Source organism: Phenylobacterium sp. (assembly GCF_030681155.1).
In the GTDB taxonomy this organism is placed as follows: Bacteria; Pseudomonadota; Alphaproteobacteria; order Caulobacterales; family Caulobacteraceae; genus Phenylobacterium.
Genome location: NZ_JAUXXE010000024.1, coordinates 24875 through 40813, shown reverse-complemented (window position 1 = coordinate 40813; position 15939 = coordinate 24875). Strand labels below are relative to the sequence as shown.

The window sequence follows — 15939 nt, the reverse complement described above, 5'->3', positions numbered from 1 at the left end:
AAAGGCTTGTCCTGAGGTAGCTCTTACGTAATAAATTTACAACGTAAAAAGGCGAGGAAGCGATGACTGCCTGGGATGTGCTGATCAATCGGGACGATTTGCGCCGTGCGGAGCTGCGCCATGCCGCCGAAAAGATCGATCTGGCTGAGGGTGAGGTGCTGCTGGAGGTCGAGCGTTTCGCCCTGACCGCCAACAACATCACCTATGGGATAATGGGCGACAGCTTCGGCTACTGGAAGTTCTTCCCGGCGCCGGACGGTCTGGGCCGCATCCCAGTCTGGGGCTTCGCCAAGGTCATCGAATCCAAGGCGCCGGATGCGCCGGTCGGGCTGCGGATCTTCGGCTATCTGCCGATGTCGAGCCACTTCACGGCGCGGCTGTCCAAGGGGCGCAACGGGCTGGTCGATACGGCCGCGCACCGGGCCGAACTGCCGCCGACCTACAACGCCTACTCGGAGGCGCCCGAAGACGAGATGGACGATCATCGCGCCCTGCTGCGGCCGTTGTTGATGACGTCCTGGCTGCTGGACGACTTCCTGGCCGAGGATGAGAGCGTCGGCTCGCTGGTGCTGTCGAGCGCGTCCAGCAAGACCGCCATGGGCTTGGCCTGGTTCGCGCGCCGCCGCGGTCTGGAGGTGGTCGGCCTGACCTCGCCATCCAACGCCGCCAAGCTGGCCGAGCTTGGCCTCTACGACCGCATCGTCACCTATGACGAAGCTCGCAGCCTGAGCGCCAAGGCGCCCGCTGTTTTTGTCGATTTCGCGGGCGATCCGCAGGTGACCTCCGCGGTGCACACTGCGCTTGGCGAGGGGTTGTCGCGCAGCATCATCGTCGGCGCGACCCGCTGGCAGGCCGACCGCACGCCGGTCGATCTGCCCGGCCCGACGCCGGTGCTGTTCTTCGCCCCTGACCAGATCCGCAAGCGGGCCGGGGAGTGGGGCTATGAGGAATTGGAAGCCCGCTTCATGAGCGCGCTGCGCGCCTTTGTGGCCGACGCCACCTGGCTGAACGTCCGCCAGCATGTCGGACCAGAGGCTCTATTGGCCGCCTATCACGACGTCCTCGAGGGCCGCGCGCGGCCGGACGAGGGGCACATCATCAGACCGGTCTGAAGCCGGCCTTCAAAGGGAGAAGCACCATGGACGGCGACGTTCGCATCAACCCGTACCTGTCCGGCAACTTCGCGCCGATCCGCAGCGAAGACGACTTCGACCTCGTCGTGAAGGGCGAGATCCCCAAGGAGTTGAAGGGCACCCTCTATCGCACCGGCCCGAACCCGCAGTTCGAACCGCGCGGCGAGTACCACTGGTTCACCGGCGACGGAATGATCCACGCCTTCCATGTCGAGGACGGCAAGGTCACCTACCGCAACCGCTACGTCCGCACGCCCAAGTGGGAGTTGGAGAACTCCGAAGGACGCGCCCTGTTCGGCGGTTTCGGCAATCCGATGACCACCGACCCGATCGCTCAGGGCAAGGAAAGCGGGGTGGCGAACACCAACATCCTGTTCCACGCCGGCCGGCTGCTGGCGCTCGAAGAGGCCCATGCGCCGTTCGAGATGGCTGAGCGCACCTTGGAATCCAAGGGCTACGCCACCGAGTACAACGGCAGGGTCACCGCTCACCCGAAGATCGACCCGAAGACCGGCGAGATGGTCTGGTTCGGTTATGGCGTCGGCGACATGCCGCTGTCGGCGGGCATGAGCTATGGCGTGACCGATGCGAGCGGCAAGGTGGTCCGCCGTGACGACTTCCAGGCCCCGTTCTCCTCGATGGTCCACGACTTCCTGGTCACCGAGAACTACGCCCTGTTCCCGATCCTGCCCCTGACAGGCAGCCTGGACCGAGCGATGAAGGGCCTGCCGGCCTATGCCTGGGAACCGGACAAGGGCAGCCATGTCGGGGTCATGCGCCGCGACGGCGAAGTGTCCTCGATCCGCTGGTTCAACGCCCCGCCGTCTTATGTCTTCCACCCGATGAACGCCTGGGAGGAGGGCGGCAAGATCATCGCCGACGTCTTCCGCTATGACACCGCGCCGCTGTTCCCCAACGCCGACGGTTCGCCCGGCCTACGCAGCGCCGCGCGCATGGTGCGCTGGACTTTCGACCTCGATGGAAACAGCGACGCCATCAAGGAAGAGGCCATCGACGATCTGGACGGCGAGTTCCCGCGCTTCGACGAACGCTATGCCGGCCTCGCCCATCGTCACGGTTGGTACGCGGCCGATCCCGGCAACGCCAAGACCATCAAGCAGACCGCCATCGCCCACCTCGACCTGGTGACCGGCAAACGCCAGGTCTACGAACTGACCGGCGGCGACATGACCTCCGAACCGGTCTTCACCCCGCGTTCGGCTGACGCCGCCGAGGGCGACGGCTGGGTCACCGCGGTGGTCTGGCGGGCGGCCGAGGATCGCAGCGACATGTTGGTCTTCGAGGCGCTCGACATCGCCAAGGGTCCGATCGCCATCGCCGAACTTCCTCGCCGGGTGCCGTTCGGCTTCCACGGCAACTGGGTGGCGGGCTAGACTTCTCCTCGCTCCGCCTGTTGGAGCGAGTGGGAGGGGCGCATGAAAGCCATCTGGTACGACCGCACGGGTCCGGCCCGTGAGGTCCTGCAATACGGCGATCTGCCGACACCCACGCCTGGCCAGGGTCAGGCGCTGATCCGCATCAAGGCCTCGGGCGTCAATCCGTCCGATGTCGGGATGCGGGGCGGCCCGGCGCCGATGGCCTATCGCCGCATTACCCCCAACAGCGACGGGGCAGGGATCGTCGAGGCGGTCGGACCTGGTGTCTCCTCATCTTGGGCGGGCAAGCGCGTCTGGTTCTACAATGGCCAGCGCAACGGCCGGGCGTTCGGCTCGGCGGCCGAGTACATCGAACTCGACACCGACCTGCTGAGCGTGCTGCCCGACAGCGTGTCGTTCGCTGAGGGCGCGACGCTCGGCATCCCCTGCATGACCGCCCATCGCGCGCTGTTCCTGGCCGGGCCGGTCCAGGGGCGCACGGTGCTGGTCACCGGCGGAGCCGGCGCGGTCGGCCACTATGCGGTGCAACTCGCCGTCTGGGCCGGCGCCACGGTGATCGCCACCGTCAGCTCGGAGGAAAAGGCCGAGCGCGCCCGCGCGGGCGGAGCCCATCACGTCATCGACTATCGCCGCGAGGACGTCGCCGCCCGGGTGCGCGAGCTTACGGACGGCCAGGGCGTTCATCACGTGGTCGAGGTCGACTTCGGTGGCAACATCGCCTCGACCCTGGCCAGCATCGCCATGAACGGTTCACTCGCCTACTACGCCACCAAGGGCGCACCGACGCCGGTCGTTCCGGCGGGCGCGGCGATGGGGCTGAACCTGATGATCCATGGGGTCTATCTGCCGGTCTCGCCGCATCAGGCTCGCAAGCGCGCGCAGCAGGACATCACCCGCTGGATCGGCACGGGCGAGCGCATACTGTCGGTCGCCGGGCGGTTCCCGCTGGCCGACTGCGCCGGCGCCCACGAACTGGTCGAGGCAGGCGGCAAGGTGGGCACGGCGGTGGTCGAGCCGTGACCACGCCGCAAGACGCCATTCGCGCTCGGCGCAAGCTCACCAACAAGATCATCGCGGCCCATGACGCCGGGCGGCTCGCGCCATTCTTCGACACTCAAGTGAACCTGATCTCGGGCGAGGGCGGCTTGCTGATGGGCGCTCAGGCGGTGCTGGCGGCGTTCCAGGCCCAGTTCGGCGATCCAAGCTTCATCACCTACGCGCGCACAACCGCAAGCGTCACGCTGGACGCAGAGGGCGCCCGCGCCGCCGAGACGGGAACTTGGGTGGCGACCTGGAAGGACGCCACATCGTCTGGCCCTTATCTGGCGGTCTGGAAGAAGTCGGTTGGCCAGTGGGTGATCGAGAGCGAGACGTTCGTAACTCTGGCGTGACCTTGGCGTGAGAGGCGCGGTTCGCGCCGCGCCTCTCACATCCAAAGCCGTCACCCTCGAGCTTTCCTCGAAGATCCAATCGTGGGCGCGATCGCGGACAAGACGACGTCGTCTCTTGATTGAACGGCCGACGCGAAGGCCGACCATGACGAACCTGGCAGGTGGGGCCGAGCTACCTACCGGGTCAAAAAGAACTCCACCGGCGTCGAGACCTCGATCCGCTCGCCGCGCACCGAGTGCGGCGCGCCGGGGAACGGGTTGGAGCGGTCGAGCATGGCCATCGCCTCGGCGTCCAGGCTGGCGAAACCGGAGCTGGAGACCACGTCGCCGCGCAGCAGCCGCCCGTCACGGTCGACGGCGAAGTGGACATGCACCACGCCCTCCTCGCGCCGCATACGCGCGCGCTTGGGATAGGTCTTGTGCGCTTCCAGCCAGGCGCGCAGGCGCGAGGCGTAGTCCATGCTGGCGCCGCCCGGCGCGTCGATATCCAGGCCTTCGCGCGTCCCAGCCCGCTGCGGCGGCGTGCTCGCGCGTTGGGCGGTGGCGGTGGCGGTGGCGGCCGATGCCGAGGGTGCGGAGGCCGGCGAGGAAGCAGGAGCGCTGGGCGCCGCCGCAGTCTGCGCCGGGGCTCGGGGAGCCTCCGGCGTTATCGGTGGCGGGCTTGGCGTCTGCGCAGTAGGCGCCGGCGCAGGCTCCCGAGGAGGGGAGGAAGGAGCCTGCGCCGACTGGCTCGGGGCGTGCGTCTCTCCGCCTCGAACTTGAACCAGTTCCGCGATCACCACGGTTTCGTCCCATACAGGCGGAGCCTCCGCGCCGGTCCGCATGACCAGTGCGATCAGCCCGACATTGAAGACGGTCGAAACCGCCGCCGCCGTCGCGCGTGTACGGGTGAGCTTCACCCTAGAAGGTCCGGGCCAGGGTGAGCTTGAACGTCCGGCCCTCGGCGTCGAGCGAGGACAGGTGGCGACGGAACTGCCTGTCGAACAGGTTGTCGACCGCGGCCCGCACCTCGAGCCCCGAGAGGGCGCCGTCGTCTGGCGTCCAGGTCAGAAACAGGTTGTGGACGCCATAGCCGCCGGTGCGCCGGCCGCCCGGCCCGATGTCTTCCTGGTCGGCGGCGAATTCACCCCGCCATCCGGCCTGCAGGTTCAGGTCGGTGAAACGGTAGCCGATCGTGACATCCAGCTCGTCGGCTGGGATGGTGTTCAGCGGCAGGCCGGTGATGCGGTTCTCGCCGTCGATCACCGACAGGCCGGCTCGGGCGAACAGGTTGCGCGCGGCGTATTCGGCCTCGATCTCGACGCCTTCGAACCGCGACTCGCCGATATTGACGAAATACGGCGAGTTGGCCGTGCCGCGTGTGATCAGGTTGGACACGTCATTGCGGAAGGCGGTGACCTTCACCCGGACCGCGCCGCCCTGGGCGATCACGTCGTCGAAGGAGAGGGTGATCCCGCCTTCGAAGTTGTCGGACTCCTCTGGCTTCAGGTTCAGGCTGAAGTTCGAAGCCGTGGCGCTGGTGCGGCTGAAGACCTCGTCCAGCACCGGCATGCGCACGGTGTGGGCCACCGAACCGAACACCGAGAGATTGTCGTTGATCGCGTAGAGCACAGCGAGCTTCGGCGAGGCGGCGGTGTCCTCGACGGCCTCGGTCAGCGGCACTCCGGCGCCGGGCTTCAGCTTGGTCTTGTCGACCCGGACGCCAGGAATGATGGTCAGCTTGTCCGACCAGATCAGCTCGGCCTGGGCGTAGACCCCATACTTGTCCATGTCGCCTTCGGGGTGGGTGGCCGCCCCCGGATTGGTCACGCCCGCGGCGTTCACGCGCGGGTTGCGACGCTCCTGGGTGTAGGCCTGCACGCCGACGAAGAGGAAGCCGGCCCAGTCGTCACCCCAGTTGAAGCGCGAGGTGTTCTGGATGCGGGCCTGCCAGGTCTCGTAGGAGAACTCTGAATAGGTCAGGCCGGGAAGGAAGGTGGTTTCGCGCTGCTCGACCTTCGAGTTGGCGTAGGATCCCTGGGCCTCGAGGTTGAAGATCTTGCTGCCATTGAAGTCGTTTTCGTAGCCGACGACCGCGGTGATGTCGTCGACCTTGCGCCGCACCGGCGTGGCGCCGAAGGCCTCGGCCTGATCGTACATCTGGGTGCTGTCGGACCGCCAGTTCTGGTACGAGGCCCAGATGCTGTGCTTCTTGTCGCCTCCCACATAATACCGGCCCTTGAGCAGGTAGGACGTGGACTTCACGCCCGATGGATCGACCTCGGTCCCGTCGCCGCTGGTGTAGTTGCCGGCGTCGCGGGCGGTGTAGACGCCGAGCAGGTCGAGGTTTTCGGCCGGCTTGCCGGCCACGATCACCGAACCGGCCAATCCCTCTGAATTGCTCTCGTATCCGCCCTTCAGTCGGACGGCGAAGCGGTCGTCGCCCTTCAGGAAATCCGAGGCGTCCTTTGTCGTGAAGTTCACCACGCCGGCCAGGGCGCCGGCGCCGTAGAGGGTGGAGGAGGCGGGGCCGCGCAGCACTTCGACGCGCTTGTAGAGCTCAGGCTCGCTGAACAGCGCGCCCATCCGGTATTGCTCGTAGAACTTCGTCACCCCGTCGATCTGGGTCAGGATGCGGCTGTCGGAATCGGCGATGCCGGTGCCCATGCCGCGGATGTTGAAGCCCTGGCCCAGCGCCGAAACGCCGCCGACCACGCTGACGCCGGGAATGGCTTCCAGCAGGTCGCCCATGGTGGTCGCCTGGGTTTGGTCGATGTCTTCCTGATCAAGCGCGGTGACCGCCTGGGGCGTATCTATGGCGACCTTTTCGGCCCCGGCCGAGACCACGATGCGACCAAGCGACAGTTGCGCGGCGGCGCTGTCAGCGCGTTTGGCCTCCGTCTCTTGGGCTTGAGCGGTCCCCGCCGTCAGCAGGCAGGAAGCCCCCGCCAGAAGGGCGGCCCGGCTCCACCACATCGATCGCCCCATGAAACTCTCCGTATTTGTATGCAAGTGCGAGTCATTCGCATAATGATCGCGTAACGCCCCCCGTGGGCGGTCGACGCCGCAGTCAATGCGCCATCAAAAACCTAATTGCAAGTGACTCTCAATTGCATTATCCGAGTTTTAGTTTCGAGAATGATGGGACGGGGAAATCTATGGGGCGATTGAGCTTCGCGGCGCTTACGGGCGCTGGACTATTGACGGCCGCGCCGGGCGTGGCGTTGGCGCACATGCCCTTCATGCTGCCCAACATGTTCGACCTGACCGACCGTGACCACGTCACGATTCAGGCCGGCTTCGCGGAGGATCCGTTCATCTCCGAGGTGGTGATGAAGTCCGACGCCTTCCACACCCAGGGCCCTGGCGGCGCGGTCGCGCCGATCAAGGACGTCACCTACCTGCGCGACCTGGCGGTGTTCGAGGCCCAGGTACCGGAGAAGGGCACATATCGCATCTCTTCGGGTGAGCGCTTCGGCCGCAAGGGCAAGATGTACAAGTCGGCCGCCGGCGAATGGGTGATCGGCGAGGGCGTCGAAAAGCCCGCCAGCGCTCAATTGGTCGATGTCCAGAGCATGACCTTGGCGGAGGCCTATGTGACCCGTGGCTCCCCGACCAAGGACGCCCTGGCGCCGACCGGGAAGAGCCTGGAGCTGCGGCCCATCACTCATCCGAGCGAAATCTTCGCCGCCCAGCCGGCGACCTTCGAGCTGTTGTTCGAGGGCAAGCCGGTCGCCGGCGCCAATGTCGAGGTCTATCGCAGCGCCGGGAACTATGACGGCAAGAAGAAGATCGACGGACAGATCACGACCGACGCCGCCGGGCGTTTCTCGATCACGGCGCCGGACGCCGGAACCTATCTGGCGCTGATCCGTCACCGCACGGCCTCGCCGGCCGGCGCTGAGACCCCTTACCGCAGCTACAGCTACACCCTGACCTTCGAAGCGACTGAATAGGACAGCTCATGACCGCTTTGCGTCTTCCCCTCGCCCTTACCGCGGCCCTGCTGGCGCTCAGTGCGGCCTCCGCCCACGCCGCCCCGCACGAGCACTCGGCCTTCATCACCGACTACGACATCGACAAGGACGGCAAGGTCACGGCCGCCGAGTTCAAGACCGTTCGCGACCAGCGCTTCGCGGCGATGGACGCCAATAAGGACGGCTTCGTCGATGAGGCGGAATATGTCAGCGAGTACCAGGGCCGCCTGACCACCCAGCTTGCGGCCTCTACCGAGCCGGCCGAACGCAAGGCCGAGCAGGAGGTGCGCCAGATCCGTCAGGCCCACGTCCGCTTCGGCGTCCTCGACACCGACAAGGACAAGAAGATGTCGACGGAGGAATTCGCCGCGTCGGGCGTGCGCGCTTTCGCCGAACAGGACGGCGACGGCGACGGCGTCGTCTCGGTCGGCGAAAAGAAGAAAGGCGAGTAGGAACGCCAGCAGGCGGCCCGGCGGGCCGCCTGTTTCCTAATGCATCAGCCGGTGCTTGATCCGGCGGGCGAGCTTGCGGAACTCGCTCTCGCGCACGGGCGTCGGCGCGACATCGCCGGTCAGATCGGGCAGGCCGCCCTTCCGAGAAACCAACACCTCGATGTACTCGGCCTGGATGCCGCGACCCGGATCGTCGATCGTGAAAATCGTCGTCGAGAGTCCGCTGACCGCGTCCCAATAGGCGGCGATATCGTAGCCCCAGTCGACCGTGACCAGTGACCCGTTCGGATCCATCGGATTGCCGTGGAACGACGGCTCGAGCAGATGCTCGACCGTCCCGTCGGCCTTGCGACGCGCGCGGCGGACCGAGGGACCTTCCTTGTTCACGATCGGCACGGTGCAGATGTGCAGGCCGCCCGGCTTCAAGGTCCGGCCGATCTCGGTGATCGCCAGGTCGGGCGCAAACACGTGCTCCATGACGTCCTGGGTGATCACTAGGTCGAACTTGGCGTCGGCGAAGGTCTGCCGCTCCAGATCTTCCGAACGCCAGCCGCGCGGATGGACCGAGCCCCACGGAATGGAGGGATCGTACTGGCTGGCGAGGTAGCCCGGCGCTTGGTCTTGCAGCCGGCGGCTGGCCGCGGTGCCGGGCGAGCTCTCGTGGATCGACAGCTCGCGCCAGTTGGGACGCAACTGCGTCAGCACCGAGAACAGCGCGCGTTCCCGCGGCTGGGAGTTGCAGCTCAGGCACAGATAGTGATCACGCAGCCAGGGATCCCTGGCCGCGAACGTGCTGTCCTGTTCACAGACCGGGCAGAAGCCGTCGACCTTGAGGACGTATTCGTCCTGGACGGCCGCCACCTAGATCAAGGCCCCGTGGCAGTGCTTGAACTTCTTGCCGGAGCCGCACGGGCAAGCCTGATTGCGGCCGGTCTGCTCCCACCCGTCCGGCAGGGAGGTGATCGGTAGGGCTTCGCGCTGTTCGGCCGACAGACCGTCCGGCAGGGCCCCCATCTGGGCGATATTTTCGCCGGTCAGCGGGTCCATGTGCACTTCGGTCAGGCCGGCCAGCGGCGCGACTGGTTCCGGCTCGGCGAACGCGAACTCCACCGTCATCAGCCAGCGGGTGACGTTCTGGCGCAGATCGACCAGCAGCTTCTCAAACAGGGAGAAGGCCTCGGTCTTGTACTCGTTCAGCGGGTCGCGCTGACCATAGCCGCGCAGGCCGATGACGTTGCGCAAGTGGTCAAGGTGCATCAAGTGCTCGCGCCACTGCAGATCGATCATCTGCAGCAGGAAGCTCTTCTCGATGTTGCGCATCTGATCGGGGCTTATCATCTGCTCGCGCTCGGCGGCGCGGGCGTCGGCCGCCTTTTGCAGGCGCTCCTGGATCTCTTCGTTGGCGATGCCGTCTTCAGCGGCCCACTCGGCGATCGGCAGCTCCAGGCCCAGCAGCTCGGTGACCCGCTCGGTAAGGCCGGCGATGTCCCACTGTTCGGCATAGGCCTTGGGCGGCAGGTGACGATTGACCAGGTCCTCGATGGTGTCCTGGCGCATCTCGTTGATCACGTCAGACAGATCGGCCGACGTCATAAACTCGGCGCGCTGTTCGAACACGGCCTTGCGCTGGTCGTTCACGACGTCGTCGTATTTGAGCAGGTTCTTACGGATTTCGTAGTTGCGCTGCTCGACCCGCTTTTGGGCCTTCTCGATGGCCGCGTTCAGCCACTTGTGAGTGATCGCCTCGCCTTCCTGGACGCCGAAGGTGCGCATGATCGAATCGAGGCGTTCGCCCGCGAAGATCCGCAGCAGGTCGTCCTCGCAGGACAGGAAGAACTTCGAGTGGCCCGGGTCGCCCTGGCGACCGGTACGGCCGCGGAGCTGGTTGTCGATCCGCCGGCTTTCATGGCGCTCGGTGCCCAGCACGTAGAGGCCGCCCGCTGCGAGCGAAGCTTCCTTGAGGGCCTTGGTGTCGGTTTCGATGCGGGCGCGCTCTTCGGCGGCGGCTTCGGGCGTAACCTCGATGCCCAGGCCACGTTGCTCCTCGCGCCACTTCAGCACGCGGATGTCGATATTGCCGCCCAGCTGAATGTCGGTGCCGCGGCCGGCCATGTTGGTGGCGATGGTGACGGCGCCGGGAATGCCGGCGTCGGCCACGATCATGGCTTCCTGTTCGTGATAGCGGGCATTCAGCACGTTGTGCGGGATGCCGGTGACGGTCTTGCCCTGGTGCTCGAATTTGTGGGTCTTCATCAGCTCGGAAAGCTGTTCCGACTTCTCGATGGAGACCGTGCCCACCAGGATCGGCTGGCCGCGCACATAGCAGTCGGCGACCTGCTTCAGGATCGACTGGTTCTTCTCGGCGTTGGTCCGATAGACCTCGTCGTCGTCATCCTTCCGGGCGACCGGGCGGTTGGTCGGGATTTCGGCGACGTCCATCTTGTAGATGTCGCCAAACTCCTGCGCCTCGGTGGCGGCGGTGCCGGTCATGCCCGACAGCTTGGTGTAGAGGCGGAAGTAATTCTGGATGGTGACCGAGGCCAGGGTCTGGTTCTCGGGCTGGATCTGGGCGCCTTCCTTGGCCTCGATGGCCTGGTGCAGGCCCTCGGACAGGCGGCGGCCTTGCATCATCCGGCCGGTGAACTCGTCGATCAGGATCACTTCGCCCGCGCGGACGATGTAGTCCTTCTCACGGGTGTAGAGGACGTTGGCGCGCAGCGCCTGGTTCACGTGGTGGACGATCGAGACGTTGGCGGCGTCGTAGAGGCCGGCGGAATCTTCTTCCAGGTGCCCGCCGGTGGCCAGCATCTCCTCGACGATTTCCGAGCCCTCCTCGGTCAGGATGACCTGGCGCTGCTTCTCGTCGTGGTCGAAGGTCTTGGGGTCCTTGATCAGCTCTTTCACGACCAGATCGATGGTCTTGTAGAGCTCGCTGCGGTCCTCGGTCGGGCCAGAGATGATCAACGGCGTACGGGCTTCGTCGATCAGGATGGAGTCGACTTCATCGACGATCACAAAGTGGTGGCCGCGCTGGACCATTTCTTCGGGGTCGTAGACCAGGTTGTCGCGCAGGTAGTCGAAGCCGAACTCGTTGTTCGTTCCGTAGGTGATGTCGGCCTGGTAGGCCGCCTTGCGCTGGTTCTGCGACAGGCCGTGGACAATGGTGCCGGTCGTAAGGCCGAGGAACGCATAGACCTGGCCCATCCAGTCGCCATGCAACTGGGCCAGATAGTCGTTCACCGTAATGACGTGGACGCCCTTGCCGGATAGCGCGTTCAGATAGGTCGGCGAGGTGGCGACCAGGGTCTTGCCTTCGCCGGTCCGCATCTCGGCGATGCCGCCGCCGTGCAGGACCATGCCGCCGACCAGCTGTACGTCAAAATGTCGCTGCCCCAGGACACGCTTGGCGGCCTCGCGAACCACGGCGAAGGCTTCTTCCAGCAGGTCCTCAAGTGTTTCGCCCTTGGCGAGCCGGTCCTTGAATTCCTGAGTCTTGGCGCGCAACTCGTCGTCGGACAGCGCCTGGATCTTTGGCTCGAACGCGTTGATTTTCGCGACCCGAGAGGCCATCGCCTTGACCTTGCGGTCGTTGGAAGAGCCGAAGAAGCGTTGGAAGATGCTCAAGGAAAACGTTCCGGATCTGCGGGATGGGACCGGCGGCGGCCTTGTCCAGCCCTTCGCCTGCCCGGAAATTCCGCTCTTTTAGGGGCGCGCGAGACTTAAGCAGCGGCCATGCCAGTGTCAACGCGGCTAGGGTGACGGGTGCGTGAGCCGCGGGTGAATTCCTCAAATGAAAAGGCCCTCCCGGTGAGGGGAGGGCCAAATCGTCTAGTCTCTGATCGTCTTAGTAGATTTCGATCAGGCCGGCCGCGCCCATGCCGCCGCCGATGCACATGGTGACGACGCCCCACTTGGCGCCGCGACGCTTGCCTTCTTGCAGGATGTGGCCCGTCAGACGGGCGCCGGTCATGCCGTAGGGGTGGCCAATGGCGATCGAGCCGCCATTGACGTTGTACTTTTCCGGCTCGATGCCGAGCTGGTCACGCGAGTAGAGGCACTGCGAAGCGAAGGCTTCGTTCAGTTCCCACAGGTCGATGTCCTGAACCTTTAGGCCATGACGTTCCAGCAGGCGCGGCACGGCGAAGACCGGGCCGATACCCATTTCGTCGGGCGCACAACCGGCCACTGCCCAACCGCGGAAGGCGCCGAGCGGCTCGACGCCGGCCTTGGCGGCGGCCTTGGCTTCCATCAGCATGACGGCGGCGCCGCCATCCGACAGCTGCGAGGCGTTGCCGGCGGTGATGAACTTGCCTTCACCGCGAACCGGCTGCAGCTTTTGCAGGCCTTCCAGGGTGGTGTCGGGACGGTTGCACTCATCGCGGTCGACCAGGTAGTCGACGATGCTTTCTTCCTTCGTTTCCTTGTTGACGACCTTCATCTTGGTCGCCAGGGGGACGATCTCGTCCTTGAACTTGCCAGCTTGCTGAGCGGCGGCCATGCGGCGCTGCGATTCCAGGCTGTATTCGTCCTGGGCTTCACGGCTGACCTTGTAGCGCTCGGCCACGATGTCGGCGGTGTCGATCATCGGCATGAAGATGGCGGGGTATTGAGCGTACAGAGCCGGGTCGTTGTTCTCACGCGCGCCGCCGGCGCCAGGGAAGGACAGCGACTCGACGCCCGCGCCGATGGCCACGTCGGCGCCGTCGTTGCGGATGTAGTTGGCGGCCGTGGCGATGGTTTGCAGGCCCGAGGAGCAGAAGCGGTTGACGGTGACGCCCGAGGTCGTGATCGGCAGGCCGGCCAGCAGAGCGGCCTGACGGCCCAGGTTGCCGGCGCCGTGCGCCACGTTGCCCAGGATGACGTCTTCGACGGCGGCCTTGTCGACGCCCGAGCGTTCGACAGCGTGCTTGATCGCGTGAGCGGCCATGGTCACGGTCGGGGTCATGTTGAACCCGCCGCGGCCGGACTTGGCCATGCCCGTCCGGGCGTAGGAAACGATTACGGCTTCACGCGTCATGAATAAGTTCTCCGTCAAAAAATTAGGACCACCACGGTCACTATGAGATCCGTAGGGTTGTTTGATCGGGCGCGACCTTTGCATCCCAGCGCTTAGTTGGCTAGGGACGGGCGAACGCTCGCGGACCGTTTTTACATTCGAGGTACGTCCTCTATGACGCACTCAAGCTTCCGTCGTCTCCCGCACGCCCTGGGCGTCTTCGCCGTCATGCTGAGCGCCAGTCTGATGCTGGTCGCCTGCGGCGATCGCGGCGGGACCGAGGGCGCGCCGCAAGCGGGCGACACCGCCGTGGCGAAGGTCGACGGCAAGACGGTTTGGGCGTCCGACGTCAAGCGCGAGGCCGTGGCGCAAGGTCTGATCGGCGAGGGTGAACCCCTTGATATCTCTTCGGATCTGTTCCGCCGTGTGCTGGACGAGGTGATCGACCAGAAGCTGCTGGCGGCCGAGGCCATCGAGCGCAAGTTGGACAAGGATCCCATCGCTCAGAAGCGGCTGGCGGCCGCTCGCGAACGTATCCTGGGCGACATGTTGGTGGAGAACGTGGTCTCCGGCGCGGTCAATGACAACGCTATTCGCGGGCTCTACCAAGAGCAGCTCAAACTCGCCAAGCAGTCCGAGGAGATCAAGGCGCGGCAAATCTTGGTCGCGACCGAGGCCGAGGCTCAGGCCATCGAAAAGCTGCTCGCCACCGGGGCCTCGTTCGAGGCTTTGGCCATGGAGCGTTCGATTGACGCGGCGACTCGCTTCAACGGCGGGGATCTCGGACACTTCACCACCGACGTCATGCCCGAGGCCTACGCCGCCAATCTGAAGACCGCCAAGGTGGGCGACATCGTCGGCCCGTTCCAGACCGAGGGCGGCTGGGCGATCCTGAAGGTCGAGGACCGCCGGATGGAACAGCCGATCACCCTGGACGCCGCCCGTCCGCAGATCGTCCGTTTCTTGACCTATGACCAGGTCCGCGACCTGCTCGAGAAATTGCGAAGCAGGGCCAAGGTCCAGACGCTGATCGGCACGCCGCAAGACGTGCCGGGCCAGCCGAAGGAACCGGCCGATGCTCCGCCCGCCGCCACGCCAGCCGCGCCCGTCCAGGCCGCGCCCTCCGCTCCAGCCAAGGCCGCCAAGCCATGACCCGCACGCCAGCTCCGAAGAAGACCGCCGCACCCAAGAAGTCCACGGCAGGCAAGGCCCTGGAGGTCGCCACCAAGCCCGTGGAGGCGCTGGAACGCGCCCTGGATCCGCTGACGACCGCCATCAAGCGCGCCACGACCAAGCAAAAGGTGGAGCCTGCGGCCACTCCGGCCAAGGCGGCGTTGCCTGTCTCGCCGCTGGCCGTGCCGTTCCCTGAGTTGCCGCCGATCGCGGGCGTGCAGCTCGCGACCGGCCGGGCGGGCTTCTACAAGACCGAGCGTGACGACCTGCTGGTCATGCGATTCGCGCGCGGCACCTCGGCGGCCGGCGTCTTCACGCGGCACGGCATCGGCTCGGCGCCGGTCGACTGGTGCCGAAAGCATCTGGAAATGACCAAGGGCGCCGATGTCCGCGCCCTGGTGGTGAACGCCGGCTGCGCCAATTCCTTCACCGGCAAGCCGGGCGGCGACGCCGTACGGCGGGTGGCTTCGGCGGTCGCCAAGCGCTTCGATTGCCGCCAGCGTGACGTCATGGTGGCCTCGACCGGGGTCATCGGCGTGTTGCTGGACGACGCCAAGATCACCCACCGTCTGCCGGACGTCGAAGCCAAGCTGGCCGACGACGGCTGGGCCGGCGCGGCGCGGGCGATCATGACCACCGACACCTTTCCGAAGGGCGCATACGCCGAGGCGATGATCGACGGCGAGAAGGTGCGCATCGCCGGGATCTGCAAGGGTTCGGGGATGATCGCGCCGGACATGGCGACCATGCTGGCCTTTGTCGCGACCGATGCGGCGATCTCGCCGACGGCGCTGCAGACGCTGGCCAGTCTCTATACGCGCACGACGTTCAACTGCGTGACTGTGGACGGCGACCGTTCGACCAACGACACTCTGTTGCTGTTCGCCACCGGCCAGTCCGGGGCGCCGAACATCAGCCGCGCGGGCGACAAGCGCCTGGCCGATTTCCGCGAGAAGCTGGAGGCGGTGCTGCTGGACCTGGCCTTGCAACTCGTCCGGGACGGCGAAGGCGCGAGCAAGTTCGTGAAGATCAACGTGACCGGCGCTGAAACCCCGGCCTCCGCGCGCAAGATCGCGCGCACCATCGCCGAGAGCCCATTGGTCAAGACCGCCTTCGCCGGCGAGGACGCCAACTGGGGCCGGATCGTCATGGCGGTCGGCCGCGCCGACGAGCCGATCGACCGCGATCGCGTGAAGGTCCAGTTCGGTCCGCTGGTCGCCGCCCAGGACGGGCTGATCTCGCCCACCTACGACGAGGCCAAGATGAGCGCCTACATGAAGAACCAGGAGCTTGAGGTCTCGGTGGATGTCGGCGTCGGACGCGGAACGGCCAGTGTCTGGACCTGCGACCTGACCAAGCAATACGTCGCCATCAACGGCGACTACCGCTCCTAGGGCGGAATCAAAATCCCCGGCCGCGTGGGCGGCCGGGGATTGATAGA

13 protein-coding genes are annotated in these 15939 nt (G+C 65.9%); 8 read left to right on the top strand and 5 right to left on the bottom strand.

What is annotated here, in order from left to right; genetic code table 11:
- The first annotated feature begins 62 nt into the window (after positions 1-62).
- The 4 genes from Q8M13_RS05645 to Q8M13_RS05630 are packed head-to-tail and all read left to right on the top strand — an operon-like array spanning position 63 to position 3921.
- Positions 63-1112, top strand: coding sequence for a DUF2855 family protein (locus tag Q8M13_RS05645; RefSeq protein ID WP_305298803.1), 1050 nt, complete (start codon positions 63-65; stop codon positions 1110-1112).
- A gap of 26 nt (positions 1113-1138) precedes the next feature.
- Positions 1139-2527: a carotenoid oxygenase family protein gene (locus Q8M13_RS05640; RefSeq protein ID WP_305298801.1), complete on the top strand. Its 1389-nt coding sequence runs from the start codon at positions 1139-1141 to the stop codon at positions 2525-2527.
- 42 nt (positions 2528-2569) lie between these two features.
- Entirely contained in the window at positions 2570-3550 is a 981-nt protein-coding gene (locus tag Q8M13_RS05635) for an NADPH:quinone reductase (protein ID WP_305298799.1), read from the top strand.
- Positions 3547-3921, top strand: coding sequence for a nuclear transport factor 2 family protein (locus Q8M13_RS05630; protein ID WP_305298797.1), 375 nt, complete (start codon positions 3547-3549; stop codon positions 3919-3921). Before Q8M13_RS05635 ends, Q8M13_RS05630 begins: the two co-directional genes overlap by 4 nt.
- Before the next feature lie 176 nt (positions 3922-4097).
- Here Q8M13_RS05630 and Q8M13_RS05625 read toward each other — a convergent pair whose 3' ends face one another.
- Both Q8M13_RS05625 and Q8M13_RS05620 read right to left on the bottom strand, forming a co-directional pair.
- Positions 4098-4820 (bottom strand): energy transducer TonB, encoded by a 723-nt coding sequence (locus Q8M13_RS05625; RefSeq protein ID WP_305298795.1) that lies wholly within the window; start codon positions 4818-4820, stop codon positions 4098-4100.
- Position 4821: 1 nt separating this feature from the next.
- Entirely contained in the window at positions 4822-6888 is a 2067-nt protein-coding gene (locus Q8M13_RS05620) for a TonB-dependent receptor domain-containing protein (protein ID WP_305298794.1), read from the bottom strand.
- Between the two features lie 170 nt (positions 6889-7058).
- Between Q8M13_RS05620 and Q8M13_RS05615 the strand changes: the two genes are divergently transcribed.
- Together Q8M13_RS05615 and Q8M13_RS05610 are read left to right on the top strand one after the other, a co-directional pair.
- A complete protein-coding gene (locus Q8M13_RS05615) occupies positions 7059-7856 on the top strand; it encodes a DUF4198 domain-containing protein (RefSeq protein WP_305298792.1) in 798 nt (265 codons plus the stop codon).
- 8 nt (positions 7857-7864) lie between these two features.
- Positions 7865-8329, top strand: a complete 465-nt coding sequence (locus tag Q8M13_RS05610) for a hypothetical protein (protein WP_305298790.1) — start codon at positions 7865-7867, stop codon at positions 8327-8329.
- A 36-nt stretch (positions 8330-8365) separates the two neighbouring features.
- Here the strand turns inward: Q8M13_RS05610 and Q8M13_RS05605 are convergent, their stop codons facing one another.
- The 3 genes from Q8M13_RS05605 to Q8M13_RS05595 form a co-directional block, all read right to left on the bottom strand.
- A complete protein-coding gene (locus Q8M13_RS05605) occupies positions 8366-9190 on the bottom strand; it encodes a bifunctional 2-polyprenyl-6-hydroxyphenol methylase/3-demethylubiquinol 3-O-methyltransferase UbiG (protein ID WP_305298788.1) in 825 nt (274 codons plus the stop codon).
- Entirely contained in the window at positions 9191-11899 is a 2709-nt protein-coding gene (gene secA, locus Q8M13_RS05600; RefSeq protein WP_305659450.1) for a preprotein translocase subunit SecA, read from the bottom strand.
- 274 nt (positions 11900-12173) lie between these two features.
- Positions 12174-13346 (bottom strand): acetyl-CoA C-acyltransferase, encoded by a 1173-nt coding sequence (locus Q8M13_RS05595; protein ID WP_305298785.1) that lies wholly within the window; start codon positions 13344-13346, stop codon positions 12174-12176.
- A 153-nt stretch (positions 13347-13499) separates the two neighbouring features.
- Here Q8M13_RS05595 and Q8M13_RS05590 point away from each other — a divergent pair, with 153 nt between their 5' ends.
- Both Q8M13_RS05590 and argJ read left to right on the top strand, forming a co-directional pair.
- Positions 13500-14477, top strand: a complete 978-nt coding sequence (locus Q8M13_RS05590) for a peptidylprolyl isomerase (protein WP_305298784.1) — start codon at positions 13500-13502, stop codon at positions 14475-14477.
- Positions 14474-15892: a bifunctional glutamate N-acetyltransferase/amino-acid acetyltransferase ArgJ gene (gene argJ, locus Q8M13_RS05585; RefSeq protein ID WP_305298782.1), complete on the top strand. Its 1419-nt coding sequence runs from the start codon at positions 14474-14476 to the stop codon at positions 15890-15892. The genes Q8M13_RS05590 and argJ overlap by 4 nt, the downstream gene beginning before the upstream one ends.
- The last annotated feature ends 47 nt before the right edge of the window (positions 15893-15939 follow it).